Source organism: Paenarthrobacter nitroguajacolicus, assembly GCF_031455195.1.
Classification (GTDB): Bacteria; Actinomycetota; Actinomycetes; order Actinomycetales; family Micrococcaceae; genus Arthrobacter; species Arthrobacter nitroguajacolicus_D.
The window spans coordinates 204,294-226,592 of the sequence record NZ_JAVDSH010000008.1 but is presented as its reverse complement, the minus strand read 5'-3'; the positions used below and the strand labels follow the sequence as shown (position 1 = coordinate 226,592).

Here is a 22,299-nt window from a genome sequence, read left to right as displayed (position 1 = left end):
GGCTCCACGGAGCAGGAGATCGCTGACGCTGTTTCCTATGGTGTGATCAAGATGAACATCGACACCGACACCCAGTACGCGTTCACCCGCCCGGTGGCCGGGCACATGTTCTCCAACTACGACGGCGTCCTGAAGGTCGACGGCGAAATGGGCAACAAGAAGACCTACGACCCCCGCGTCTGGGGCGCTTCGGCCGAAGCCGGCATGGCCGCGCGCATCGTCGAAGCAGCCCAGCAGCTCGGATCGGTCGGGAAAACCTTGTGACCGCTGAACATCACCTGATCATTGATGGTCATAACGACATGCTGTGGAAGCACCACGAAATCGCCGGCCTGGACTTTGGACTTCTTGATCCCGCTCAGGAGCAGCCACAATTGCAGACTGATTTGGTCCGCCTGAAACGCGGCGGCGTGGGGGCGCAGTTCTGGTCCATCTGGGTGCCGTCCGATTCCGATCCAGGCGAGTCAGCTGCCCTGACGCTGGCGCAAGTCGAGGCCGTCCACCGTCTGTGCGAGGCCTACCCGCATCTCACGGCCCTCGCGCGCTCTGCTGACGACATAGAACGATGCTTCTCCGAAGGGAGGATCGCATCGTTGATGGGTTTGGAAGGCGGCCACCAGATCCTCGATTCCTTGGACGTTTTGCGCTTCCTGTACCGCAGCGGGATCAGGTACATGACGCTGACACACAACAGGAACACCGCTTGGGCAGACAGCGCAACCGACGTACCCGGCCTTGGTGGCCTCAGCCGGTTCGGCGAATCCGTGGTCGAAACGATGAACGAACTGGGCATGTTGATTGATCTGTCGCATTGCGCGGACTCTACGGTGCAGCACGTCAGCCGCCTCAGCAAAGCTCCGTTGTTCTTTTCGCATTCAGGCGCACGTGCAGTGTCCGATCACCCTCGCAACGTTACCGATACGACACTGAGCGCGGTCAGGTCGAGCGGGGGAATCGTCATGGTGGTGTTTCTCCCGGAATTCCTTTCCGCTGAGTATCGTCAGTGGGCTGCAGCGCGCCAATCCCTACGGCACGACCGGTCGGGACCGGAAGCTATCGCGCATGAGGCCGCTTGGCTAGCGGAGAACCCCAAGCCTCCCTGTGGCATTCGCGAGATTTGTGACCACATAGAACACATCCGTGACATCGCTGGGATTGAGCATGTCGGAATTGGCAGCGATTTCGACGGGATGACGCCACCTGACGATATGGCGTCGGTGGACCGCTACCCCGCACTGCTGGGTGAGCTCTCGCGACGCGGATGGACCGGTTTTGAACTGGCAGCACTGGCCCACGGCAACCTGATCCGCGTCCTGAGGGCCACCGAATCACTCGCGGAAACCCGCCCCATGCGGCGTCGCAGTTAAGCTACCGACTGCCTTTCCGCCAACATCTCAGGGACAACCGCACTAATACGCGCTGTCCGGACAAACCCCGACCACACTCGCAGGCCGCAACGAGCGGCGCTTTCCGGCGGGTGAACGGCAAGGTCCGGGGACCCGGCGGTAGTGCCTGTTCGGCGGGGTGGAGCGGGCATAGATTAGCTCACAGTTCCCACCGTTCGTCACCCAAACAGAGTCCTTCGTGGCTCCGCTGAAGGAGTAACTGTGTCTGGAAGCCCTGACGCCCATGTGGACCTTACCTATGATCAGACGCTTGCAGGGCGTCGACCGCCTGGCAAACGCAATTGTCCGGTGGCAGGCGGCCATCCACGGGACGAAGGGCCTTCCCAGCTGGACCTGAGGTGCCTCGCCAGGCCCAGCCGCGATGCTAATCCACTGGGAGATGACTTTGACTACGCCAAAGAGTTCCTGACGGTGGACCTGGACGAGCTGGCCCGGGATGTTGACGACGTACTGACCACGTCCCAGGACTGGTGGCCGGCTGACTTCGGGCATTACGGACCACTTGTGTTGCGCATGGCTTGGCATAGTGCCGGTACTTATCGTGTGGGTGACGGTAGGGGCGGCGCCGGCGCTGGTATGCAGCGCTTTGCGCCCCTCAGTGGCTGGCCTGACAACCGTAACCTCGACAAGGCGCGCAGGCTCCTGTGGCCGGTGAAGCAGAAGTACGGCTACAAGGTCTCGTGGGCCGATTTGATGATCTTCGCAGGTAACAGGGCTTTAGAGTCCATGGGCTTCAAGACCTTCGGGTTTGGAGGTGGACGCCAGGACGCATGGGAAGCTGATGAGACGTACTGGGGTCCGGAGGACACATGGTTCGCCGACGAGCGTCACAGCGGCATCCGGGATCTACACCAACCCTTGGCTGCCAGCGAAATGGGCCTGATTTACGTGGACCCGCAAGGGCCAGCGACAGTACCGGACCCCATCGCCGCAGCCCGGGACATTCGTCAAACATTCCAGCGCATGGGGATGGACGACCAGGAAACGGTTGCCTTGGTGGCTGGTGGCCATACGTTCGGGAAGACCCATGGGGTCGCCCACCCTGGCACCCACCTGGGACCGGAGCCTGGCTTCGGCGCATTCGAACTCCAGGGCCTGGGCTGGCCGAATTCGTTTGGAACAGGCAAAGGCGCGGACACCATCACCAGTGGTCTGGAAGGCATTTGGACGCCCACCCCGACGACATGGGACAACAGCTTCCTGGAGATACTGTTTGCGTACGAATGGGATGTGGTCCTTAGCCCGGCAGGTCTCTGGCAGTGGGTTCCGAGCGACGATGAAGGGGCCGGCACGGTTCCTGACGCCCACGACCCGTCCAAGAGCCATGTCCCCACAGTCCTCACCACAGACCTTGCATTGAAGGAGGACCGAAAATACGGTCCGATTGCGCGGCGGTTCCTGGAGAACCCAGAGCAAATGGCGGATGCCTTTGCTCGTGCATGGTTCAAACTCACACATGCCGATATGGGCCCCGTCAGCCGATACGTGGGCCCGCTGGTCCCGCGTGAACGCCTGATCTGGCAGGACCCGGTACCCGAACCCAACCACGAGTTGGTCGGGGCCGACGACGTCGAAGCGCTGAAGAGCAGAGTTCTCGAATCGGGCCTGTCAGTGGGACAACTTGTCTCTACTGCATGGGCATCGGCGTCCACGTTCCGAAACAGCGACAAGCGCGGGGGAGCCAACGGTGCGCGCATTCGCCTCGATCCACAGCGACGATGGGAAGCCAACGACCCTGAATCATTGGCCAAAGTGCTGGACACGCTTGGAGCGATCCGCGAGGAGTTCAACAATTCCCAGTCTGACGCGAAAAGGGTTTCACTTGCCGACTTGATCGTGCTGGGTGGATGCGCAGCGGTGGAACACGCTGCAGCAATGGGAGGCCACGACGTCGAGGTCCCCTTCCGGCCGGGACGCACGGATGCCACGCAACAGTGGACCGATCCTGAGCGGTTCTCCGTGCTGGAACCCACGGCTGATGCATTCCGCAGCTACTTTGGGCCAGGCAACCGCCTCCCGTCAGAAGTCCTATTGGTGGAGCGCGCCCATCAGCTGACACTGACTGCCCCCGAGATGACTGTTCTCCTCGGTGGACTCCGGGTGATGGGAGCCAACTACAAGGGTTCAGCACTGGGCGTACTGACTTTGACGCCGGGCGTCCTGACCAACGACTACTTCGTGAACCTGCTCGATACCGACACCGTCTGGACGCAGACGGGGGAGGGAGGTGCGGCTGAAGGGACGTATGCAGGCAAGGACCGGAAAACCGGGCAGCCCAAGTGGGTCGCAAGCCGCGTAGATCTCGTGTTTGCGGGAAATTCCGAGCTGCGTGCCCTATCGGAGGTCTATGCGGGCCGGGATGCCGAAGCAAAGTTCATCAGCGATTTCGTCTTCGCGTGGCAGAAAGTCATGGAGATCGACAGGTTTGATCTATAGCGATGCAGAACCCTTCACCTTGCGAAGGACTGGCAACACCAACTAAAGGAGCAAATGGATGTCTCTCGGAATAGTCTTTCTTTCCGAATTATTCGGAACAGCAATACTGACCCTCTTGGGTTGCGGCGTCGTGGCGAACGTTGCGCTTAAAGGCACTAAAGGAAACAACGGCGGATTCCTTATGGTGACGTGGGGGTGGGGTATTGCGGTTTTTGCCGGTGTTTTTGTCGCTGTGAAGTCCGGTGCGCACCTCAACCCAGCAGTTACCCTGGGCCTGCTGATCAATGGCAAGGTGGAGTATGCGCCAGGTGTCGCAGTGGACTTCGCATCCACTGTGACATATTTCGGAGCTCAGTTGCTGGGGGCAATCCTCGGAGCCGGGTTCATGTGGGCTGCGCACAAGCAGCATTTTGATGCGGAACCCGAGCCCGCAAATAAGCTGGGTGTTTTCGCCACGGGGCCGGCCATCAGGTCCACGCCCTGGAACCTGGTCACCGAGATCATCGGCACGTTCGTCCTGGTCTTCGGGATCCTCACGTTCGGCGGAACTCCCTCTGGCCTGGGCCCCCTGGCCGTCGCTCTTCTCGTTGTCGGCATTGGCGTGTCCCTCGGCGGTCCCACTGGTTATGCCATCAATCCTGCCCGGGACCTGGGGCCCCGAATTGCCCACGCTCTTCTTCCCATCAAGGGCAAAGGCTCCAGCGATTGGGGATACAGCTGGATCCCTGTTGTGGGGCCACTTGTCGGAGGAGCCTTGGCCGGAGGTGTCGCCGCAGTTGTGCCGATAGTCGCGTCCTGAAGAAAGAAGACCATCATGAAACTCCAAGTCGCCATCGACCTCCTTACTACCGCCGCCGCCCTCGAACTGGCGGGCAATGTAGCCGAATACGTGGACATCCTGGGGCTCGGAGCTCCGTTGATCAAGTCTGAAGGTCTCCCGGTTGTCAGCGCTGTCAAGAAAGCACACCCCGACAAACTGGTCCTGGCTGACGTGCAGACCATGGATGCCGGAGAGCTCGAAGCAAACCTTGCCTTCGCGGCAGGCGCTGATCTGGTGACTGTGCTCGGTGTTGCCGACGACGCGACGATTGCGGGTGCGATCAAGGCGGCAGCGGAATGCGATAAGGGAGTGATCGTCGACCTCATTGGCGTGGCGGACAAGGTGAGCCGCGCCCGCCAGGTCCGAGCCTTAGGCGCCAAATACGCGGGGATGCATGCTGGATTGGACGAGCAAGCCCAGCCGGGGTTTGACTTGGCCCGGCTGCTCCGTTTCGGCGAAGACGCCGGCGTTCCGTTCTCTGTGGCAGGTGGGGTAAAGCTCACCACGATTACAGATATTCAGCAGGCCGGCGCGGACGTGGCCGTCGTCGGAGGTTCCATTTATGGCGCAACGGACCCTGCCCAGGCGGCCCGGAAACTCCGTGGTGCTGTCATGTGGCTGCCCGTTCCTAGGACGTGACCACCATCGTACGACGACCTTTATCCAGGCTTTGGCATCGGCTGCTCGAAGCGATGTCCTATCTGCACCCGCTGCCGCCTTCCCCAGAGCCCGTCAGTTGCGTGGTGTGCGGACATAGGGAACCTGGCGACGAGGCGGACCAGCTGGACTGGTTCGTCATCGCCACCGGGTTCTTGCCGGGCTGTATCAACTGCGCCCGGTAAATCGCGATGAGGCTTACCTATCTATATGAGGAGCGCAGGATCAATGAAATCCGCCATCGGGTCTGCGACAGCTTCTGGGTCTTTCCGGCGGGAAGTTGCGGGAATGCCGATCGCTACGGAGCGCGGCGAAACGTCGCGGACTACAACGGCATTCGCGCCTACGGCGGAGTCCTCGCCGATCGTGATGGGCCTCATGATCTTTGCACCTGCCCCAAGCATGACGTGATCTCCGATGGTGGGGTGGCGTTCGGCTCCAGATTGCGCGAACCCCTGACTATGGCGACCTCGAAGAGGTTGGACGCTGCTGGGTCCTGAGTCTTGGCGTCCTGCAAGTCTTCCTTGAGGAGGTTCAGAATCGTCAGGGCCGCAGCCGCGTCGCTGTTCATGGCGTTTGGGGTGCTTATCCGTGTTCGTGTACTTCGCAGGGGCAGTACATGTTCCGGCACGTATAGCAGGCGGGCATCATCGTGCATCGTTGGCAAACCTGACAGTCTACGGGATCGACATGCCGACCCGATCCGGCCGGCGTGTACGGTTCCCCGCAGTGGTAGCAGGGCGGACGTGTTCGGTCTCCAGCCAGACCAGGAGCTTCAAGGTTCGCCATCAGTCACCATCCGTGTCGACGATGCCTTCATCAATGATGTCTATGCCCATAAGCATCAAGCACGCCATGGCCAGAAGGACTATTCCAGTCAGCAGGTCCATTCGGAGGCGGGGAAGGAAACGGGGAAGGAAGCTGGCGATCGTTCGGCCAATTTGGTGTCCCGCGACTGACATCACGAACGTGGTCAGGGCGAACAGAGCTGGCGCAAGCCACGGCGAATGGCCAGCCAGCCCGAGGGTGGCACCGGCTGCGACGTTGTCGAGGCTCAGGGGCAGGGGCAGCCAGCGCCGTGCCGTTTTCATGTCGAGATCGGCATGTTCGGGAAACCTCACCGCCTTGATGATGAGCCACAGGCTGTAGGCGGCCAAGCCGATCGCACCGATGACTCCTGCCATGCTTTCAATCTTTGTGCTGAGATATGCGCCGATCAGGATCCCTGCCACTGGTGCCACGCCATCCCACGCAGCAAATACCAGTGACGTCCTTACTGACGTGCGCCAGTTGGGTTTGAGTCCACCAAGCACAATGGAGGTCCGAAAGTTGTCCAGGCCAAGGGCAAATCCCAACCCCACCAGGGCGATCATGGCTTGTCCCTCAGCATGGTTGGGGACAGCCGGACGGGTGTGCTTGTGGTCCTTCGCGGCTGCACCGTCATTGCCCGGTTGGGACGGCCAATCGTTGCACGGGGGATCAGTATCCCGCCCGCAGGCCGGCCGGGATCGTTCGCCGTCGCCACAGCAGCCTCAATGAGGCCATGGTCGGGGGATAGGTGGCAGACAGGATCGGTCCTGGCGGCGTCACCCGTCAGAGCAAAGGCCTGGCAGCGGCAGCCGCCGAAGTCGATCTCCTTGCGCTCGCAGCTGCGGCACGGATCGGGCATCCAAGAGTCGCCGCGGAATGCCTGGAAGAGTGGCGCTTGATCCCAAATCCAACCCAAGGAGTGCTCGCGCACGTTGGCTGACGGTATCCCATGGCCCACAGCCAGTTCGTGGGCCGCCGGGCAGGGAAGGGCATCGCCGTTGGGAACAACGGTGAACTGCCGCGCAGCCCAGCCGTCCATGCAGGGTTTCGGGTAGTCACTGTAGTAGTCCGGGATGACGTAGATGATCTCCATGGATCCCTCCAGACGTTCCCGTGCTTCGCGAACCACCACCTCAGCGTGGTCGAGCTGACCCCGGCTCGGAAGTAATTCGGGCTGGTTAATCCCTGCCCAGCCTGCGTATTGCGTGTTTGCCAGCTCGATGCGGTCGGCATTCATCGCTTCAGCCATGGCGATGATGCCGGCGATCCGATCAATGTTCAGCCGATGCAGGACGACGTTGAGGGTGAGCGGCCAGCCCAGATCCTTCACTTGCTTGGCGACCACCTGCTTGCGGGCAAACGAGGGGGTGCCCGCGATGTGATCGGAGAGTGGTTGCTCGTCTGACTGAATGCTGAGCTGCACATGGTCCAGGCCTGCCTCGCGAAGCTCCGCCGCACGGCTCCTTGATAAGCCAAGCCCGCTGGTGATCAGGTTGGTGTAAAGACCCAGTCGATTGGCGGAGCGCACCAACTCGACGATGTCGTGGCGTTGGAGTGGCTCGCCGCCGGAGAGGTGCAGTTGCAGTACGCCAAGGTCTGCGGCTTCAGCGAACACCCGTTTCCACTCCTCCGTGCCCAGCTCGTCGCGGTAGTCGTCGAGTTGGAGCGGGTTTGAGCAGTAGCCGCATTTGAGCGGGCAGGCATAGGTGAGCTCAGCGAGCAGTCCGTAGGGCTTATCCATGTTCTACCTCCATGCCGTGCTTGGTGACGAGCCCCGCCACGAAGCGTTGGATGTCGCCGTAGGCGACCTGGTCGTACTGGCCGCGCAGCTCGGCCTCGATCTCTGCGAGGGTCCTGGTGGCGTCGCACAGCTCCACAATCGCGGCGCCGGTGGCGTTGATGGTCCAAATGGTCTCGGGTGAGAGCAATGCGTATTCCCCCCGCGCGGCGTTGAAAACCAGCCGAACATGTGGGGACAACCTCGGCCGGCCGGCAGCATCAACGATTTCCATAGCCCTGGTCAATCGCGTCGAGCATGCTCCACAGGACATCGCATTTGAAGGACAAAGCGGCGACGGCGGCGGCCTGTGTTTCCGGGGTGACGCAGTACTTGCGAACGATCTCCAAACCGTGTTCGGAGTCGCGGGGGGCCTGGGAGATACGGGCGCGAAAATAGGCGAGGCCTTCAGGGGCGATCCAGGTGTAATAGCGTTCGAAGGCCGAGAGCCGTTCTGCCATCAGGTCCGGGGCAAACAACTCGGTCAGGGAAGATGCGACGGACTCCACCCAGGGCTTGGTGCGGGTGAAGGTGACATACGCATCTACGGCGAACCTCACCCCGGGAAGCAGGTGCCGCGAGTCCTCCACCTCTTCGCGCGTCAGGCCGACAGCTTCGCTCAACCGCAGCCAGGACTCGATTCCCCCGGTCCCCTCCGTTACACCGTCGTGGTCGACAATCCGCTGCACCCAGCGTCGCCGGACGTCGCTGTCCGGGCAGTGGCTGAGGATCGCCCCATCTTTGCGGGGGATATTCATTTGATAGTAGAAGCGGTTCGCCACCCAACCCCGGAGTTCCTCCGGGGTGGACTGGCCTGCGTTCATGCGCCGATGAAAGGGATGCTCGCTGTGATACTGCTTGGCGTGGGCACGGAGGGACTCTTCGAGCTCATCCGGCGTGAGTATTGCTGTCATAGCTGCTCCTTAGATTTCCAACTCGAGACCGTCCACGGCGACCTCCATGCCATGCCGGTCGAGCTGTAGGCGTTCTTGTGAGTCCTCGAGCAGGATCGGGTTGGTGTTGTTGATGTGGACGTAGAGCTTGCGCCGGATCCCAAGGGCCGACAACGCTTCGAGGCTGCCGCCCGGTCCACTGATGGGAACGTGTCCCATGTCCCGCGAAGTCTTGCCAGCCAAGCCGAGCCTGGCCATTTCGTCGTCGCGCCAGAAGCTCCCGTCGATCAGGAGGGCCGAGCAATCCTGGAATTCCTCAAGGATGTCCGGGGTGAGTCGCTGCACGCCGGGAAGGTAGACCAAGGATCTGTCGGTGGAGGTGTCAGTGACCCGATAGCCCACCACCCGGCCATAAGAAGCTGTGCCTTCGAAGCGCACGCTCTTGCTGGTGGGGACGTTGAAGGCGCGATAGGACAACCCTGGCCCAAGCTGCGTCTCCACACCCGGTATCACGGGCTTCCACTTGACGGGGCAATATTGTTTGAGCGTTCGCAGAATGCCGCTACCGGAGGTGAGTGTTCCATGTACTGACTCCGTGGCATGCACTTCGAGTCCACGGGCCTCGCGCATCAGCAGCAGCCCCAGGGAATGGTCAAGCTCAGCATCTGTGAGCAGGACGGCCTGTAGTTGGGTTCCTTGGCCTGCTACGGGATGCAGCTCTTGGAAGGATTCTATTTGTGATCGGACATCCGGCGAGCAGTTGAAGAGGAACCATTGCCGACGGTCAGCGCTGACCGCGATGGACGATTGAAGGCGCGGAACACAAGGACGTGATCCGTCCCTCGCCGCACTGCACGAAGGGCAGGCGCAGTTCCACTGCGGAAATCCTCCGCCAGCTGCTGATCCCAGTACGCGTACCCACATCTCTGATGACGCCTTTCGTTGCGGTGGAGGTGTTATGGGCGGAGGCATGCCGGCTATGGTTGCCGGCATACCTCCGGACCACTACTTGGTTGCCACGTAAGCGGTTACTTCTGCCGATACGCGGATTTCCGCGAGCGTGGGAGCTTCCCAGCTCTTCTTGGTGCTTTGATCAGTCATGTTCCTTCTCCTTTCATTGATTGATGGGTTTGCAGGACACAGTTCAGTCGGGCAAAGCGAAGGCGATGACCGCACTGCCGTGGCCTTGGCCAAGAAGTCCGGGCACGATGCCTTCGAGCCAACCGCCCCAGCCAACGGGCACCACGACATACTGCTTACCGTCGACGCTGTACGTCGAGGGACTGCTGTGGTGTCCGCTTCCGCACTGGAATTCCCAGAGCTTTTCACCGGTGCGGGCGTCCAGTGCTACGAATTCGCCGGTAGGCGTCCCTGCGAATACCAGGTCCCCGGCCGTGGCCAGCACGGACGCGGCCATGGGGTAGTCAATACGCCAGCGCCATTTCTCTTCACCGTAGGTGTCGAACGCGCTGACTGATCCGGCCATGTTGTCGATGTCCACCTGAACACCGGCGCCCCAGTACGGAATGCCTTCCTTGAACTCGCGCCGCCGCCGCGTGGCGGTAGCACCGACGTCGGCCACTGGCACATAGAACAGTTCAGTCTTCTGGCTGTAAGCGGCATGCGTCCATTCCTTCGCACCGGCCGGGCCGGGGTAGAAGTGAACCGGTTCGCCTTCTTTGTCGGGATACTTCCGCGGCGTTACTTTCCCATCCCTGGTGATCACGCCCCAGTCGATCCGATCCACAAAGGGAGTTACATGCTGCAGCTCGCCATTGGTGCGGTCAAGGACGAAGAAGTAGCCATTCTTGTCGAAATGGCCGAGCAACTTCTTGCCATCACGTTCGAACAGGGTCATCTCCATCGTGGAGTCGTAGTCCCACAGGTCGTGCGGAGTGAACTGGTAGTGCCACTTGATTTCCCCGGTGTCGACATCCATCGCGACGACGCTGTCGGTGTAGAGGTTGTCCCCCTCACGGACCCCGCCATCGAAGTCCGGGGCCGGGTTGCCGGTGCCTGCGTAGTACAGGTTCAGTTCCGGATCATAAGTTCCGGTAACCCAGTGGTTCCCACCGCCGCGCTGCCAGGCCTCGCCGTCAGCAGGCCAGGTCTCCGAGCCGGGTTCGCCGGGCTTGGGCACAGTGTAGGTACGCCAGCGTTGCTCGCCGGTTTCCAGGTCCCAGCAGTCGATGTGGCCACGCACCCCGAACTCTCCGCCGGCGCTGCCGGTGATGAGCGTGTCCTTGATGACAGTCGGAGCGATTGAGGCGCTTTCACCTGCGCGCACATCGCCAATGGTCTTCTGCCACACCAAGTCCCCATTTGTTGCGTCCAGGGCCAACAGTTGGGCATTCGGGGTCACGAAGAAGACTTTCCCCTTGGCCACCGCACATCCTCGGTTGACGTTGCTGCAGCAGAGCGAGACGTCGAATGGCACCGCATGCTTGTAGCGCCACAGCTCCTTGCCGGTCACCGCGTCCAAAGCCCAGAACCAGCCGTCCCAGCCGGTGACGTACATGACGCCGTCGACAACCAGTGGGCAGGCCTCGAACGCATAGGTCGAGGTAGCTGCCATCTGACCGGACTGCCCGGCCTGGAAGATCCATGCGGGGCTGAGTTTGCTTACGTTCCCGGTGTTGATTTGGTCCAGCAGGCTGTAGCGCTGCCCGTCATAAGCACCGTAGTAGGTCAGCCAGTTCTGTGATTCCGAACGCGCATTCAGCAGGCGTTCGTAATCGATGTCGTTTGTCACCGCGGGCGCGATCTTCGCCATGCTGCTCAAGGCGCTGTGGTTGATGGCCTCGCCTGCGTCCACATATTCAACAGTCATCGATTGATCCTTTCTATGAGCGGGGTTGGGTGGGGCGATCCAGTCGGGCTTCCGGGGGCACTTCACCCTGCACGACGATCGCGGCGGTGAGGCCTCGACCTTCGTCGTTGCCTCCCGGTGAGCTGTACCAGTAGTAGCCGGGACCATCGAGGGTGATCTTCGCCCTGCCCCGCGAATGGTTCACCAGCCAAAGGAACTTTTGGTCGCCGTTGCTCGGCAACAGGCAGGCATGGGTGTTCTTGTCGTCATTGATGACCGTCAGTTCCAGATCACCGCCATGCGGCAGAACGAGAATGGCCGGATCCCAGCAAACCTCGTCTTCCTTGATCCGGATCGTCGCCTCCATGGTGCCGTCGGCCCGCTCCGTCGCCTCTGCGATGGAGCCGGTGGCCAACACCCGGCCCATGGATGCTTTGTTCTGCCCGTCCAAACCAAGCCTGGCCAGCAATTCTGACCGTTCCTCAGTAATGTGTTCTTCAGCAATCGTCACCAGACACCACCTCCTCGTGAAATCACATACGAATTACGCGAACTTTCATGCGTAACAGCCGGCTCGTCCGAGCAGCTGAGAGCTAACCGTATGCCTGCCCAAACCCGCCGAACAGGCACTACCGCAGGACTCCCGGAGCACGCCGTTCACCCGCCTGAAGATGCCGTTCGCTGTCACATCACCGGTGCGCGGATGCCACTTCCCTGCACCGGTTTGCCGCGGGAACGAAGCCAGACCCGAAAACGAAGGGGTGTGAATTACGTCACGAAATTGGCGAGGTGGCCACTATGGCTATAGACGCTGGCCGTGGTTCGGCCATTGATCCAGAACGCGCTCCTTGACGGGCGCTGAGGAGGTTTCCATGCCAAATGAGCAACAGTTACAGCCGGTTTCCGCTAGCTCAAACCGAACCGCCGTATATCAGGCGTGGGAAAGGTTCGTGGGCGGCGATGATGACATCGACGGCGTGAGGCCCGAGGTAGCGATCTCGTGGCAACGCTCCCGGGACGTCTACCGCATAGACCCATTTTTGGCCGAAGCGCCCAATGCGGTCTCAGATGCCACCCACTCCCTTGACCAGGACACGGTCTTCGCGGAGTTGGGTTTTTGTGCTGCCGCAATGGCGCACGAGTTGGCCAAGGTGGGAGGTGTTGCGACGATCGCCGACGCCAACGGCCGGATTGTTGCCGCTTGGGGCGATCGGAACACCCGCACGATCGCTTCCGAGGGTGGACTTGCGCCCTTTTTCAGCTGGTCGGAGAGCTCCGTTGGAACCAACAGCATGGGAACGGCGCTGGAAACCCGGCGCGCAGTGATGATCAGGCAGTCGGAGCACTGGCTGCAGGCCTTCCATGACTGGTCCTGCGGTGCCATCGCGGTGCGGGAGCTGGTGGGCGGAGAACCCATTGCAGTCCTCAACATCTCGTGCTGGGGCAGTGAATTGCCCGGTTCTGCAAGGAAATGGCTCGAGACGTCCGCAGCCCGCACCCAGAATGTCCTGAGGGGAAGGGCCCATGACAGTGGCAACGAGCTGCTTGCAGTGTTTGCACAGGCGAGGGGACGTTCAACTGATCCGCTCGTCGCCGTTGACACTGAGGGAGGTGTGGTGATCGCCGACGACAGGGCGAGCATCATCCTCGGCGTACCGGGCAACGCTCCCGCCGTGGATCCGGTGGTGCGTTGGGCTCCCCAACTTCCCCCGTTCATCCATGCCGCACGCTATGCCACCAAGCGGGCCGCCGTGGACTCCGGGTGGACCGGATCGACCCAGATCTTTACCCGTTTCACCGACGAACCGACATCGATCGGAATTCGACCGGTGTTCCTCCACAAAAATCTGATTGGCCACCTGATCTCTTTCGGGGCCTTGGCGGGGGAGCACTTCCCCCAAGCCGAAACTGGCGGAGTCCTGCTGGGACGATCGCGGCGGGTTGTCGCCCTCCGTGAGGAGAACCGGATGGTTCTGTTGGGAACCTCAGAGGTGGCGGTGGCTGAAGCGGTGGGGAACGAAGTGTGGCTGCTCACTGATGAAGGCAGGCTTCGGGCCGCTTTGTCCGGCTTGGACAAACTGGAAACCGACTTGTCGGACACGGGGAGCTTCCTGCGTGTCCACCGTCAGTACTTGGTCAACCTCAGCCGCATCCGCGAGGTGGAACGTCGCGAAAAGGGCGAACTGGTGCTCATCATGGACAACGCGGAGAACACGATGGTCCCCGTCTCAAGAAGGAACACCCGCGCCGTGCGGGGCGCACTGAACATTTAGCCCACCGGCCATGCAGCGGGTCAGCCCACCGTCTTCAAGTAGTTCCGGATCCCGTCCACCACCAGCTGGTGGTCGTCATCGGATGACAACCCGGATACTGTGATCGCCCCAATGACGCCGGCACCACGTACGCGGAGAGGGAAGGAACCACCCGCCAGGGTGTAGTCCTCGTGGGCCAGCCACCCGTTGCCCAGGGGGTCACGATCGGCAAACTGCTCAGTCAACAACGCCGTGCTGTGCTCAAAGCGCAGCACCGAAGCGGACTTCCGGCGGATCCACTCTTCCTGGTCGGACGTCGCACCCGGCAGGACGCATCGAAACAGCACGATGTTGTGCCGGCGAATATCGATGGCAACACCGAACTCAGACGCGATGGCGTGGTTGGCTATCAGCGACCCCAACCGCCAAGCGTCGTGGTTGTCGAAGCTCGCGAAAACCAGTTCCTCTTCCTGCTGGCGGAGTTCTGCGAGACGGGGTGAGTCGCTCATGCGGCATCCGCCCCGTTGGAAGCGCCGTCAGCGTCGTAGCTCAGGCCGATCTGGCTGCGGATCTCGTCCATGGCCGCCATGATGGCAACCGTTTCTTCCGGCGGAAGGATGGTTCCGGCAGTGTCACCGGCGCGGACCAGGCGTTCCAGTTCCGCTGCCTGGTACTGCATGCCCCGGCTGGTGACGGGCTGCTCGTAGCGCTCACCCACGGAACCGTCGGCCGCATGGACGGAGAAGGGCACGGGGTTGTACCAAGTGTCTTCGATGTCGATCCAACCCTCCGTGCCGATCACCATGGCCCGGTTGGCGCTGGCCGCATCCAGTTCGCAGTCCACCAAAGCCTGCGCGCCGCCGTCGTAATCAAAAATCGCCGCCGTCTGTCGGTCCACACCAGTGGCCGTCATGGAAGCGCTTGCCCGGATCGCGGCGGGCGTGCCCAGGATGTCGAAAGCGAACGAGATGGGGTAGATACCGAGGTCCAGCAGGGCCCCACCACCCAGTGCGGGATCGTTCAAGCGGTGGGAAGGATCCTTGGGAAGGCTTTGGTTGTGGCTGGCCACCACTTTCCGGACCTCGCCGATGGTGCCGGCCGCGATGACCTCGCGCACGCGGATCATGTGTGGAAGGAACCTCGTCCACATGGCTTCCAACGCCACGAGCCCTTTCGATGCGGCCAGGTCAACGATGTCCAGGGCTTCGCGGGCATTCATGGTGAACGACTTCTCCACCAGCACGTGCTTGCCCGCATTCAGGGCCAACAAAGCGTTCGCGTGGTGGAACGGGTGCGGCGTGGCGATGTAGACCACGTCGACCATGGGGTCGGCCACCAGGTCTTCATAGCTGCTGTGCGCGGTTGCGATCCCGAACTTTTCCGCGAAGGACCTGCTGGACTCAGCCGAACGCGAACCCACCGCCTGGACCGTGAAACCGTTGTCTTTGAGGTCCTGGGTTTGCAGCCCGGCGATGAAGCCGGTGCCGAGAATTCCCCACCGGATGGTGCCGTCTGAAGTGCCATTGCTGAGGGTCACGGGCTTAGTCCTTTGGTGAGTCGGTGAGCGGGTACGCCACAAACGCAAAGCGCGTCGAATCCGGCGACCAGCTGTTGACGTTGAGGGTACCTTGGCCGCCAAAAAGTGGCCACGCCTGGAGGGGAGTGCTCCAGTCTCCGGTCGAAACAAGTACGACGGCGACCGGCAAGTCGGCGGGATGGCCTTCGGTGCCGCTGGGGAACCGGATATACGTCGCGAAGCGGCCATCGGGGGAAAGGTGCGGGAACCAGTCGACGGATCCCGAGGCCAGTAGTTGCTCGAATCCGCTCCCGTCACGGCTGACCCGGGCCAGTTGCGCATGGCCGGGAGCAGTAGTGAAGGACGCGGTATTGAGGTAGATCCACTTGCCGTCCGGCGAGTATTCCGGTCCGTCGCAGTGGCCGGGCCCCACATCAACCCGGGCGGTAGCGCCGCCGTCGGACGCCATGGTCATGAGGCGACCGGGCTGCGTAAAGTCGCCCGCCTCGATACCCACGTATGCCAGCTCCTTGCCGTCGGGACTGACGCCGTGGAGGAAATGGAATGTGCCGTCCTCGTCCGTGATCCGCTGGGCAGGACCGCCGCCCAGTGATGCCCGGTAGATGTGGCCGTCGTTGGCGGAAAGGTAGATGCCGGCGCCGCCGGGCGCGAGGACGTGATCGTTGTTCAGGTCCGGTACGCCGGTCAGCGGAACCGTGGTGAGCTCCGCGGAATCGACGTCCAGGGTCCACAACCTGCCGTCCCCGTTGAGGACCAGCGCCGTCCCGTCGAGGGTCCAATTCGGTGCCTCAAACAGGACGTCGGTGGAGGTGAACAGCAGCTCGGCCTGACCGCTGACCGACGCGACCCACACCTCGCAACGCTGACCGGGTTGAAGGGTGCGGGTCGCGTGGGCCATGGTCTAGTCCTGGCTGAACGCGGCGTCGAACGAGGTCTGCGACGCGGGGAAGTCGAACTTCTTCAGCGCGGTGAGGGCTTCGGGGGCGCCGTGGAGGCGGTCCATTCCGGCGTCTTCCCATTCCACGGAGATGGGTCCGTCATAGCCGATCGCGGTGAGGGCTCGGAAGGACGATTCCCAGGGCACGTCGCCGCGTCCGGCGGAGACGAAGTCCCAGCCGCGGCGGGGGTCACCCCAGGGCAGGTGGGAGCCCATGACGGTGTTCCGGCCGGTGGGGCGGAGCTTGGTGTCCTTGCAGTCCACGTGGTAGATCCGGTCCTTGAAGTCCCAGATAAAGGAGACGGGGTCGATGCCCTGCCACATGAAGTGGGAGGGGTCCCAGTTCAGGCCGAACGCCGGCCGGTGGCCGATCGCTTCGAGGGTCCGGACGGTGGTCCAGTAGTCGTAGGCGATCTCACTCGGGTGGACTTCATGGGCGAATCGGACACCGCATTCGTCGAAGACGTCCAGGATGGGGTTCCAACGGTCGGCGAAGTCCTGGTAGCCGGCCTCGATGACTTTCTCCGGGACGGGCGGGAACATGGCCACGTACTGCCAGATCGAGGAACCGGTGAACCCGACGACGGTGTCCACACCCAAAGCGCGGGCGAGGCGGGCGGTGTGCTTCATTTCCTCGGCGGCGCGTTGGCGCACGCCTTCGGGGTCGCCGTCGCCCCAGACCTTGGAACCGACGATGGCTTCGTGGCGGAAGTCGATGGGGTCATCGCAAACGGCCTGGCCCTTGAGGTGGTTGGAGATGGCCCAGACTTTGAGGTTGTACTTTTCCAGGACAGCGAGCTTGGACTCGACGTAGCCGGGCTCGTCCCAGCGCCAGGCGTCGAGGTGATCTCCGGAGACGGCGATTTCCAGGCCGTCATAGCCCCAGCCCGAGGCGAGCTTGGCGACTTCCTCGAAGGGGAGGTCGGCCCACTGGCCGGTGAACAGGGTGTACGGGCGGGGCATGTCAGGCTCCTTTAATAGGGGTTGCGTTGAGTTGGATCAGTGAGCTTTTGGCGGCTGCGGACTCCTCCACGGCGGCCAGTATGTGTTGGACGTTGAGCCCTTCTTCGAACGACGGCGACGGCTGGCTTCCGTCGCGAATGGCGAGAAGGAAGTCGCGGATTTGGTGCGTGAAGGTGTGTTCCCAGCCGATGATATGGCCCTGCGGCCACCAGGCTTCCAGGTACGGGTGTTCGGGCTCGTTGACCAGGATCCGACGGAAACCTTGTTCCCGAACCGGCACGGTCGCGTCCAGGAAACCCAGTTCGTTGAGGGCCTCCAGATCGAACAGGATGGTGCCCTTGTCGCCGTAGATTTCAAGTTTGAGGGAGTTCTTCTGGCCCGTCGCCACCCGGCTGACTTCCACCGAGGCGATTGCTCCGGAGGCGAGGGTCAGGGTGGCCCAGGCGGCGTCGTCGACCGTTACATCTTCCAGGCCGTCCGCTCCCGGGCGCCGGTCCACGAAGGTGTGCAGGCGGCCGGAGACCTCGGTGACCGCATCGCCCAGCAGGTAGAGGACCTGGTCGATGGCGTGTGATGCGATGTCGCCGAGGGCGCCGGATCCGGCGGTTTCTTTCCGGAGCCGCCAGGTCATGGGAGACTCTGCGTCGGAAAGCCAGTCCTGGAGGTAGGCGGCGCGGACGTGGCGGACGCTGCCGAGGCGGCCTTCGGCGATGAGCTCTTTGGCCAGGGCCAGGGCGGGGACTCGGCGGTAGTTGAAACCGATCATGGACTGCACGCCGCGCTTCCGGGCTTTGGCTGCGGCTGCGGTCATGAGTTCAGCCTCGGCCAGGGTGTTGGCGAGAGGCTTTTCCACCAGCACGTGCTTGCCCGCTTCCAGCGCGGCGATGGCGATTTCGGCGTGCATCCAACCCGGGGCGCAGATGTCGATGATGTGGATGTCGTCCCGTTCAATGACCGAACGCCAGTCGGTGGCGGATTCCGCCCAGCCGTACCTTGCAGCGGCCTCGGCCACTTGGGTGGCGTCCCGGCCCACGAGGACTTTCTGCTCGAAGGCCGGGACGTCGAAGAAACTAGCCACGTTCCGCCACGCATTCGAGTGGGCCTTCCCCATAAAGGCGTAGCCGATGGCGGCCACACCGAGAGGCTGGTTGGAAGGCAGGGACGAGTGTGTGGGCGTGCTCATGGTTCGATTCCTCGCTGGTTTCGCTGCGGATTTCTAGAGTGTTGCGGTTTCCGGTGCCCAGTCCTCGGGCAGGGCGGCCGAGGTGGGTGCGTTGCTGGTGACATCCACGAACGAGCCCGACTCCACGGATTCGGCGATTGAGACCATGCTGTCCAGCACGTGGTAGGCGAGGTCCCCAGTGGCACGGTGCGGGGTGCCGGCTCGCAGGGCGCGGGCCATGTCCAGCACGCCGAGCCCCCGGCCATTGGCGGGCCCGGTCGCGGCGATGATCTCTGGTTCTTCCGCGCCCGGACGCCAGAGCTTCAGGTCGCCGTCGAAATAGTTCGGGTCCGGCAGCGAGAGCGTCGCCTCCGAGCCGGTGATCTCCACGAAGCCCATGCGTTGGCGCGGCGACTCAAAGGAGAACACACTGTGTGAGGACTGGCCGCCCTCGAACTGAGCCATTGCCGAAACGTGCGTGGGGACCTCGACGGCGAATTCCTCGCCGGCCTTTGGACCGGAACCGATCACGCGGGTCGCCTTCGCGGAGGAGCCGACGGCGGCCACCTTGCGGATCGATCCGAAGGTCTGGATCAGTGCGGTCAGGTAGTACGGGCCCATGTCGAACAAGGGACCGGCGCCGTGCTGGAACAGGAACGCAGGGTTCGGGTGCCAGGATTCCGGACCGGGGGTCTGGAACGTGGTCATGCCGGTCAGCGGCGTGCCGATATCACCGCGCTCGATAATCCGTCGCGCGGTCTGCAGGCCCGCACCAAGGAACGTGTCCGGTGCGGTGCCCAGGCGGATGCCCGCGGCATCGGCTGCCTTGAGCAGGCCAAGACCGGACTCGCGGTCCAGGGAGAAGGGCTTCTCGGTCCAGACGTGCTTGCCGGCGTTGACCGCCGCCGTCGCCACCTCGACGTGAGCTGCAGGGATGGTCAGGTTCACGATGATTTCGACGTCGGGATGGTTCAGCGCCAGCTCCGGGGCACCCCACTCGGGGATCCCGTATTCCTCGGCGCGTGCCTTGGCCGCCTCTTCGAACAGGTCGGCGATCACCAGGACCTTGACGTCCGGGAAGGTGGTGAGGTTGTCCAGGTACTGCTTGCTGATGTTGCCCGCACCGATGACTGCTACGCCTACGGCGCCTTTGCGGGTGGAAGGTGTGAAGCTCATGCCTTGGCACCTGCCGATTCTGCGTTGAGGAATGCGAGCGATTCCGTGATGCCCTGGAAGATGTCGCCTGAGTAGTCGTCGAACTCAACGACGCCAACTTCCAAGGACTTCGCCGCGGCGATGACGTCCAGCACGGGGATGGTGCCTTGGCCTGCCGGCTGCTGGGCCTTGGTGTCGGTGTTGCCCGGGCCGTCCTTGATGTGGATCAGCTTCACGCGGTCACCGAGCCGGGCCAGGAGTTCCACGGGGTCTTGGCCGCCCACAGCAACCCAGTAGGTGTCCACCTCGAGGACGAGTTCCGGATCCAACAGGCCCTCGAAGTACTCCAACGCGGTCTTGCCCTCGATGGTGGACTCCAGTTCCCATGCGTGGTTGTGGTAGCCCACGCGGATGCCGTACTCAGCACCCTTCTTGGCCGCGGCGTTGAGCTTGGCCGCCGTACCCTGGATGGTTTCCGCGTCCTGCCAGTGTTCAGCCGGGAGGAACGGGTCGATCACGGTGGTGATGCCCAGTTCCTTGGCGGCGGCGAAGATTTCATCCTGGTCGGCCGACAGAAGCGGTGCGTGTCCTGAAGGAGCGGTCAGGCCGTTTTCCTTCAGGGCAGCCCCGAGCTCGGCTGCGGTGGCCACGAAGTTGTACGGCTCAACCTGCGTGAAACCGATCTCGGCGACCTTTTTGATGGTTCCAGGCAGGTCCTCCTGGATGGCATTGCGGAGGGTGTACAGCTGGAGTGAGTACGACATTGTTTTCCTTTGCGGGAGTGGTTTATGCAGGGAATTCAGGCGTTGGCGCCAGTCTAGTTAGCGCCCGGCGAGGGAGCCACCGATTCCGCCAACGCTGAAGTACTTGTTCAACGTGGCGAAGACGATGATCGGGGGAAGCATCATGACGACGGCCAGCGCCATCACGGAGGTCCAGTCTGTGGCGTTCTGCTGGAAGAAGGATTGGACGCCCATGGGGAGGGTGAAGATCTCATTGGAGCGGAGGAAGACGATTGCCACGAGGTAGTCGTTCCATGCGAGCAGGAAAGCGAAAATTGCCGTGGAGAGGATGCCCGGCAAGGAGTTGCGCAGCACCACTTTGGTGAAGGACCCGAAGACCGAGCACCCATCGATCCACGATGCTTCTTCAAGGCTGATGGGGATCGAATCGAAGTACGCGGCCATCATCCAGGTTGCCACGGTCATGGTGGAACCGACGTAGATGATGGTGATGCCCAGCAGGTTGTCCACCAATCCCATCCCTGCGAAGAGGATGAACAGCGGAACCACCGAGGTGATGATCGGTAGGGACTGCATGACGAACAGGAGCAGCGAGTAGCCGGAGACTGCCTTGGACCGCCCGCGGGAGAGGACATAGCCGGCAGGCGCTGCCACGGCTACGGACACCACAACGGTGGAGAGCGTGGTGACCAGGCTGTTCTGCAGCCACGTCGCAGCCAGTGTTCCGTTGAAGACGTTGGCCAGGTTTTCGAAGGTGAACCCGGTCGCGGTGCTGTTGGGGCCTGGTGTGAACGCCAGGACCACGGTGACCATGATGGGAACCAGGACGATCACGGTGATGGCCAGGATCAGGACAAACCGCCACCAGCGTCCGCGCATGCCGGCTTCGGAGAGGACCCGGCGGGTTTTGCCCGTTTCGCTGATGCCGAGGGCCGGGCCGGATTCGGGGTGGGCGTGGAGTACAGCGCTCATTATTCGACGCTCGACTTTCGGATCTGGCGGTACAGGATGACGGAGATGACAACCAGGGTCATGGTCATGAGGAAGGCGATGGCAACGCCTGGGCCGGTGGCGAAGTCCTGGAAGACGGTACGGTAGGCCAGAACCACCAGCGAGGTGGTGGCGCTGACCGGCCCACCGCCGGTGAGGAGGTAGATGGTGGGGAAGTCATTGACGCAGAAGATCGTCATGAGGATCCACGAGATGTACGTGGAGCGGGCGATCAGCGGCAAGGTGATTTGGGTGAATTGCTGCCAACGGCTGGCACCATCCATGCTCGCGGCTTCGTAGACGGTGGTGTCCACCGAGGCCAGGGCCGCGGAGATCATCATCATCATGAAGGGGAAGGAAACCCAGACCTTGAACACCATGACAGTGATGGACGCGAGGGTTGGGTCGGCCAGGAACAGTGGGGTTCCCAGGCCGAGGCCCCGGAAGATCGAGGGGATCAGGCTGTCAGGTGTGGCAACCAGCCAGTTCCACGCGGTGGAGGAGACCACAATCGGCACCACCCACGGCAGGAGCAACAGGACCTTGAAGGTATTGCCTGCGGGGATTTTGGTCCGCAGCAGCAGGGCCAGTCCCAGGCCAACAAGCCAAGAGCCGAACACGCCAACAATCGTGAACCACAGGGTGAACTGTGCAGCCTTCCAGAACGCCGGCGAGGACAGGACGTTGGCGAAGTTTTCCCCACCAACGAAGTTTCCCGTCTGGAGCAGGTCGCCGTCGTGGGTGGCCTGCACCGCGGCGTGGATCAGCGGATAGCCGTGGATCAGGACCAGCAGGACCACGGACGGCAACAGGAGCCAGAAGAAGGTCTTGGTGGTTTGCGCGCTCAGTTTGCTCTTGCGTTTACCAGGGGAGGCCCCCGGCCCGCCGGGGGCGAGCCCCCGGCGGGCCCGGGACAAGCCCGAAGGTGCGGTGGTGGATGTCATGGCTGGAT

25 protein-coding genes are annotated in these 22,299 nt (G+C 62.4%); 6 read left to right on the top strand and 19 right to left on the bottom strand.

What is annotated here, in order from left to right:
* The 5 genes from J2Y68_RS17120 to hxlA all read left to right on the top strand — a co-directional run.
* A partial coding sequence (locus J2Y68_RS17120; RefSeq protein WP_309995050.1) for a class II fructose-bisphosphate aldolase occupies window positions 1-264 on the top strand: 264 nt, incomplete at its 5' end.
* Window positions 261-1,367: a dipeptidase gene (locus J2Y68_RS17115; protein ID WP_309995048.1), complete on the top strand. Its 1,107-nt coding sequence runs from the start codon at window positions 261-263 to the stop codon at window positions 1,365-1,367. The genes J2Y68_RS17120 and J2Y68_RS17115, both read left to right, overlap by 4 nt.
* Before the next feature lie 240 nt (window positions 1,368-1,607).
* Window positions 1,608-3,842 (top strand): catalase/peroxidase HPI, encoded by a 2,235-nt coding sequence (gene katG, locus J2Y68_RS17110; RefSeq protein ID WP_397335264.1) that lies wholly within the window; start codon window positions 1,608-1,610, stop codon window positions 3,840-3,842.
* 58 nt (window positions 3,843-3,900) lie between these two features.
* Window positions 3,901-4,641, top strand: coding sequence for an MIP/aquaporin family protein (locus J2Y68_RS17105; RefSeq protein ID WP_309995047.1), 741 nt, complete (start codon window positions 3,901-3,903; stop codon window positions 4,639-4,641).
* A gap of 15 nt (window positions 4,642-4,656) precedes the next feature.
* Window positions 4,657-5,301 (top strand): 3-hexulose-6-phosphate synthase, encoded by a 645-nt coding sequence (gene hxlA / locus J2Y68_RS17100; protein WP_309995044.1) that lies wholly within the window; start codon window positions 4,657-4,659, stop codon window positions 5,299-5,301.
* A 224-nt stretch (window positions 5,302-5,525) separates the two neighbouring features.
* Here the strand turns inward: hxlA and J2Y68_RS17095 are convergent, their stop codons facing one another.
* The 10 genes from J2Y68_RS17095 to J2Y68_RS17050 form a co-directional block, all read right to left on the bottom strand.
* On the bottom strand, window positions 5,526-5,699 hold the full coding sequence (locus J2Y68_RS17095) for a hypothetical protein (protein WP_397335262.1): 174 nt from the start codon (window positions 5,697-5,699) through the stop codon (window positions 5,526-5,528).
* The gene (locus tag J2Y68_RS17090; RefSeq protein ID WP_309995042.1) at window positions 5,696-5,890 is read right to left on the bottom strand and encodes a hypothetical protein; all 195 of its coding nucleotides are present in this window, start codon (window positions 5,888-5,890) and stop codon (window positions 5,696-5,698) included. Before J2Y68_RS17090 ends, J2Y68_RS17095 begins: the two co-directional genes overlap by 4 nt.
* 217 nt (window positions 5,891-6,107) lie before the next feature.
* Window positions 6,108-6,692 (bottom strand): manganese efflux pump MntP, encoded by a 585-nt coding sequence (locus tag J2Y68_RS17085; protein WP_309995040.1) that lies wholly within the window; start codon window positions 6,690-6,692, stop codon window positions 6,108-6,110.
* Window positions 6,689-7,870, bottom strand: coding sequence for a pyrroloquinoline quinone biosynthesis protein PqqE (gene pqqE, locus J2Y68_RS17080; protein WP_309995039.1), 1,182 nt, complete (start codon window positions 7,868-7,870; stop codon window positions 6,689-6,691). Before pqqE ends, J2Y68_RS17085 begins: the two co-directional genes overlap by 4 nt.
* Window positions 7,863-8,141, bottom strand: a complete 279-nt coding sequence (pqqD, locus tag J2Y68_RS17075; RefSeq protein WP_309995037.1) for a pyrroloquinoline quinone biosynthesis peptide chaperone PqqD — start codon at window positions 8,139-8,141, stop codon at window positions 7,863-7,865. The genes pqqE and pqqD overlap by 8 nt, the downstream gene beginning before the upstream one ends.
* Entirely contained in the window at window positions 8,128-8,820 is a 693-nt protein-coding gene (pqqC, locus tag J2Y68_RS17070) for a pyrroloquinoline-quinone synthase PqqC (RefSeq protein WP_309995035.1), read from the bottom strand. Before pqqC ends, pqqD begins: the two co-directional genes overlap by 14 nt.
* A 9-nt stretch (window positions 8,821-8,829) precedes the next feature.
* The gene (gene pqqB, locus J2Y68_RS17065) at window positions 8,830-9,723 is read right to left on the bottom strand and encodes a pyrroloquinoline quinone biosynthesis protein PqqB (protein WP_309995033.1); all 894 of its coding nucleotides are present in this window, start codon (window positions 9,721-9,723) and stop codon (window positions 8,830-8,832) included.
* 81 nt (window positions 9,724-9,804) lie between these two features.
* On the bottom strand, window positions 9,805-9,900 hold the full coding sequence (pqqA, locus tag J2Y68_RS17060) for a pyrroloquinoline quinone precursor peptide PqqA (RefSeq protein WP_235519855.1): 96 nt from the start codon (window positions 9,898-9,900) through the stop codon (window positions 9,805-9,807).
* A 43-nt stretch (window positions 9,901-9,943) separates the two neighbouring features.
* Window positions 9,944-11,629: a PQQ-dependent dehydrogenase, methanol/ethanol family gene (locus J2Y68_RS17055; RefSeq protein WP_309995030.1), complete on the bottom strand. Its 1,686-nt coding sequence runs from the start codon at window positions 11,627-11,629 to the stop codon at window positions 9,944-9,946.
* Between the two features lie 13 nt (window positions 11,630-11,642).
* Window positions 11,643-12,119, bottom strand: a complete 477-nt coding sequence (locus J2Y68_RS17050) for an MSMEG_3727 family PQQ-associated protein (RefSeq protein ID WP_309995028.1) — start codon at window positions 12,117-12,119, stop codon at window positions 11,643-11,645.
* Between the two features lie 439 nt (window positions 12,120-12,558).
* Here J2Y68_RS17050 and J2Y68_RS17045 point away from each other — a divergent pair, with 439 nt between their 5' ends.
* The gene (locus J2Y68_RS17045) at window positions 12,559-13,881 is read left to right on the top strand and encodes a DNA-binding protein (protein WP_309995026.1); all 1,323 of its coding nucleotides are present in this window, start codon (window positions 12,559-12,561) and stop codon (window positions 13,879-13,881) included.
* Between the two features lie 20 nt (window positions 13,882-13,901).
* Here the strand turns inward: J2Y68_RS17045 and J2Y68_RS17040 are convergent, their stop codons facing one another.
* The 9 genes from J2Y68_RS17040 to J2Y68_RS17000 are packed head-to-tail and all read right to left on the bottom strand — an operon-like array spanning window position 13,902 to window position 22,291.
* On the bottom strand, window positions 13,902-14,369 hold the full coding sequence (locus J2Y68_RS17040; RefSeq protein WP_309995025.1) for a heme-degrading domain-containing protein: 468 nt from the start codon (window positions 14,367-14,369) through the stop codon (window positions 13,902-13,904).
* Window positions 14,366-15,397: a Gfo/Idh/MocA family protein gene (locus J2Y68_RS17035; RefSeq protein ID WP_309995024.1), complete on the bottom strand. Its 1,032-nt coding sequence runs from the start codon at window positions 15,395-15,397 to the stop codon at window positions 14,366-14,368. Before J2Y68_RS17035 ends, J2Y68_RS17040 begins: the two co-directional genes overlap by 4 nt.
* A 4-nt stretch (window positions 15,398-15,401) precedes the next feature.
* The gene (locus J2Y68_RS17030) at window positions 15,402-16,295 is read right to left on the bottom strand and encodes a TolB family protein (protein ID WP_309995023.1); all 894 of its coding nucleotides are present in this window, start codon (window positions 16,293-16,295) and stop codon (window positions 15,402-15,404) included.
* A 3-nt stretch (window positions 16,296-16,298) separates the two neighbouring features.
* Window positions 16,299-17,297: a sugar phosphate isomerase/epimerase family protein gene (locus J2Y68_RS17025; RefSeq protein ID WP_309995021.1), complete on the bottom strand. Its 999-nt coding sequence runs from the start codon at window positions 17,295-17,297 to the stop codon at window positions 16,299-16,301.
* 1 nt (window position 17,298) lies between these two features.
* Complete coding sequence (locus J2Y68_RS17020; protein ID WP_309995020.1) at window positions 17,299-18,480, bottom strand: Gfo/Idh/MocA family protein; 1,182 nt, start codon at window positions 18,478-18,480, stop codon at window positions 17,299-17,301.
* Window positions 18,481-18,513: 33 nt separating this feature from the next.
* Window positions 18,514-19,635 carry a Gfo/Idh/MocA family protein gene (locus J2Y68_RS17015; RefSeq protein WP_211713777.1) on the bottom strand — a complete coding sequence of 374 codons (1,122 nt, stop codon included), beginning with the start codon at window positions 19,633-19,635 and terminating at the stop codon, window positions 18,514-18,516.
* Window positions 19,632-20,378: a sugar phosphate isomerase/epimerase family protein gene (locus J2Y68_RS17010; protein WP_309995017.1), complete on the bottom strand. Its 747-nt coding sequence runs from the start codon at window positions 20,376-20,378 to the stop codon at window positions 19,632-19,634. Before J2Y68_RS17010 ends, J2Y68_RS17015 begins: the two co-directional genes overlap by 4 nt.
* A gap of 57 nt (window positions 20,379-20,435) precedes the next feature.
* Window positions 20,436-21,329 (bottom strand): carbohydrate ABC transporter permease, encoded by an 894-nt coding sequence (locus J2Y68_RS17005; protein ID WP_211713775.1) that lies wholly within the window; start codon window positions 21,327-21,329, stop codon window positions 20,436-20,438.
* Window positions 21,329-22,291 carry a carbohydrate ABC transporter permease gene (locus J2Y68_RS17000; protein ID WP_211713774.1) on the bottom strand — a complete coding sequence of 321 codons (963 nt, stop codon included), beginning with the start codon at window positions 22,289-22,291 and terminating at the stop codon, window positions 21,329-21,331. Before J2Y68_RS17000 ends, J2Y68_RS17005 begins: the two co-directional genes overlap by 1 nt.
* Window positions 22,292-22,299: the final 8 nt, after the last annotated feature.

Excerpts from the sequence above, each read along its gene's own strand:
- J2Y68_RS17010 (WP_309995017.1), bottom strand. The coding sequence starts at position 20,378 with ATGTCGTACTCACTCCAGCTGTACACCCTCCGCAATGCCATCCAGGAG.
- pqqE (WP_309995039.1), bottom strand. The coding sequence starts at position 7,870 with ATGGATAAGCCCTACGGACTGCTCGCTGAGCTCACCTATGCCTGCCCG.
- pqqC (WP_309995035.1), bottom strand. The coding sequence starts at position 8,820 with ATGACAGCAATACTCACGCCGGATGAGCTCGAAGAGTCCCTCCGTGCC.
- hxlA (WP_309995044.1), top strand. The coding sequence starts at position 4,657 with ATGAAACTCCAAGTCGCCATCGACCTCCTTACTACCGCCGCCGCCCTC.
- J2Y68_RS17025 (WP_309995021.1), bottom strand. The coding sequence starts at position 17,297 with ATGCCCCGCCCGTACACCCTGTTCACCGGCCAGTGGGCCGACCTCCCC.
- J2Y68_RS17105 (WP_309995047.1), top strand. The coding sequence starts at position 3,901 with ATGTCTCTCGGAATAGTCTTTCTTTCCGAATTATTCGGAACAGCAATA.
- pqqA (WP_235519855.1), bottom strand. The coding sequence starts at position 9,900 with ATGACTGATCAAAGCACCAAGAAGAGCTGGGAAGCTCCCACGCTCGCG.
- J2Y68_RS17085 (WP_309995040.1), bottom strand. The coding sequence starts at position 6,692 with ATGATCGCCCTGGTGGGGTTGGGATTTGCCCTTGGCCTGGACAACTTT.
- pqqB (WP_309995033.1), bottom strand. The coding sequence starts at position 9,723 with ATGTGGGTACGCGTACTGGGATCAGCAGCTGGCGGAGGATTTCCGCAG.
- J2Y68_RS17095 (WP_397335262.1), bottom strand. The coding sequence starts at position 5,699 with ATGAGGCCCATCACGATCGGCGAGGACTCCGCCGTAGGCGCGAATGCC.
- J2Y68_RS17000 (WP_211713774.1), bottom strand. The coding sequence starts at position 22,291 with ATGACATCCACCACCGCACCTTCGGGCTTGTCCCGGGCCCGCCGGGGG.
- pqqD (WP_309995037.1), bottom strand. The coding sequence starts at position 8,141 with ATGGAAATCGTTGATGCTGCCGGCCGGCCGAGGTTGTCCCCACATGTT.
- J2Y68_RS17030 (WP_309995023.1), bottom strand. The coding sequence starts at position 16,295 with ATGGCCCACGCGACCCGCACCCTTCAACCCGGTCAGCGTTGCGAGGTG.
- J2Y68_RS17040 (WP_309995025.1), bottom strand. The coding sequence starts at position 14,369 with ATGAGCGACTCACCCCGTCTCGCAGAACTCCGCCAGCAGGAAGAGGAA.
- J2Y68_RS17055 (WP_309995030.1), bottom strand. The coding sequence starts at position 11,629 with ATGACTGTTGAATATGTGGACGCAGGCGAGGCCATCAACCACAGCGCC.
- J2Y68_RS17020 (WP_309995020.1), bottom strand. The coding sequence starts at position 18,480 with ATGAGCACGCCCACACACTCGTCCCTGCCTTCCAACCAGCCTCTCGGT.
- J2Y68_RS17090 (WP_309995042.1), bottom strand. The coding sequence starts at position 5,890 with ATGAACAGCGACGCGGCTGCGGCCCTGACGATTCTGAACCTCCTCAAG.
- J2Y68_RS17005 (WP_211713775.1), bottom strand. The coding sequence starts at position 21,329 with ATGAGCGCTGTACTCCACGCCCACCCCGAATCCGGCCCGGCCCTCGGC.
- J2Y68_RS17015 (WP_211713777.1), bottom strand. The coding sequence starts at position 19,635 with ATGAGCTTCACACCTTCCACCCGCAAAGGCGCCGTAGGCGTAGCAGTC.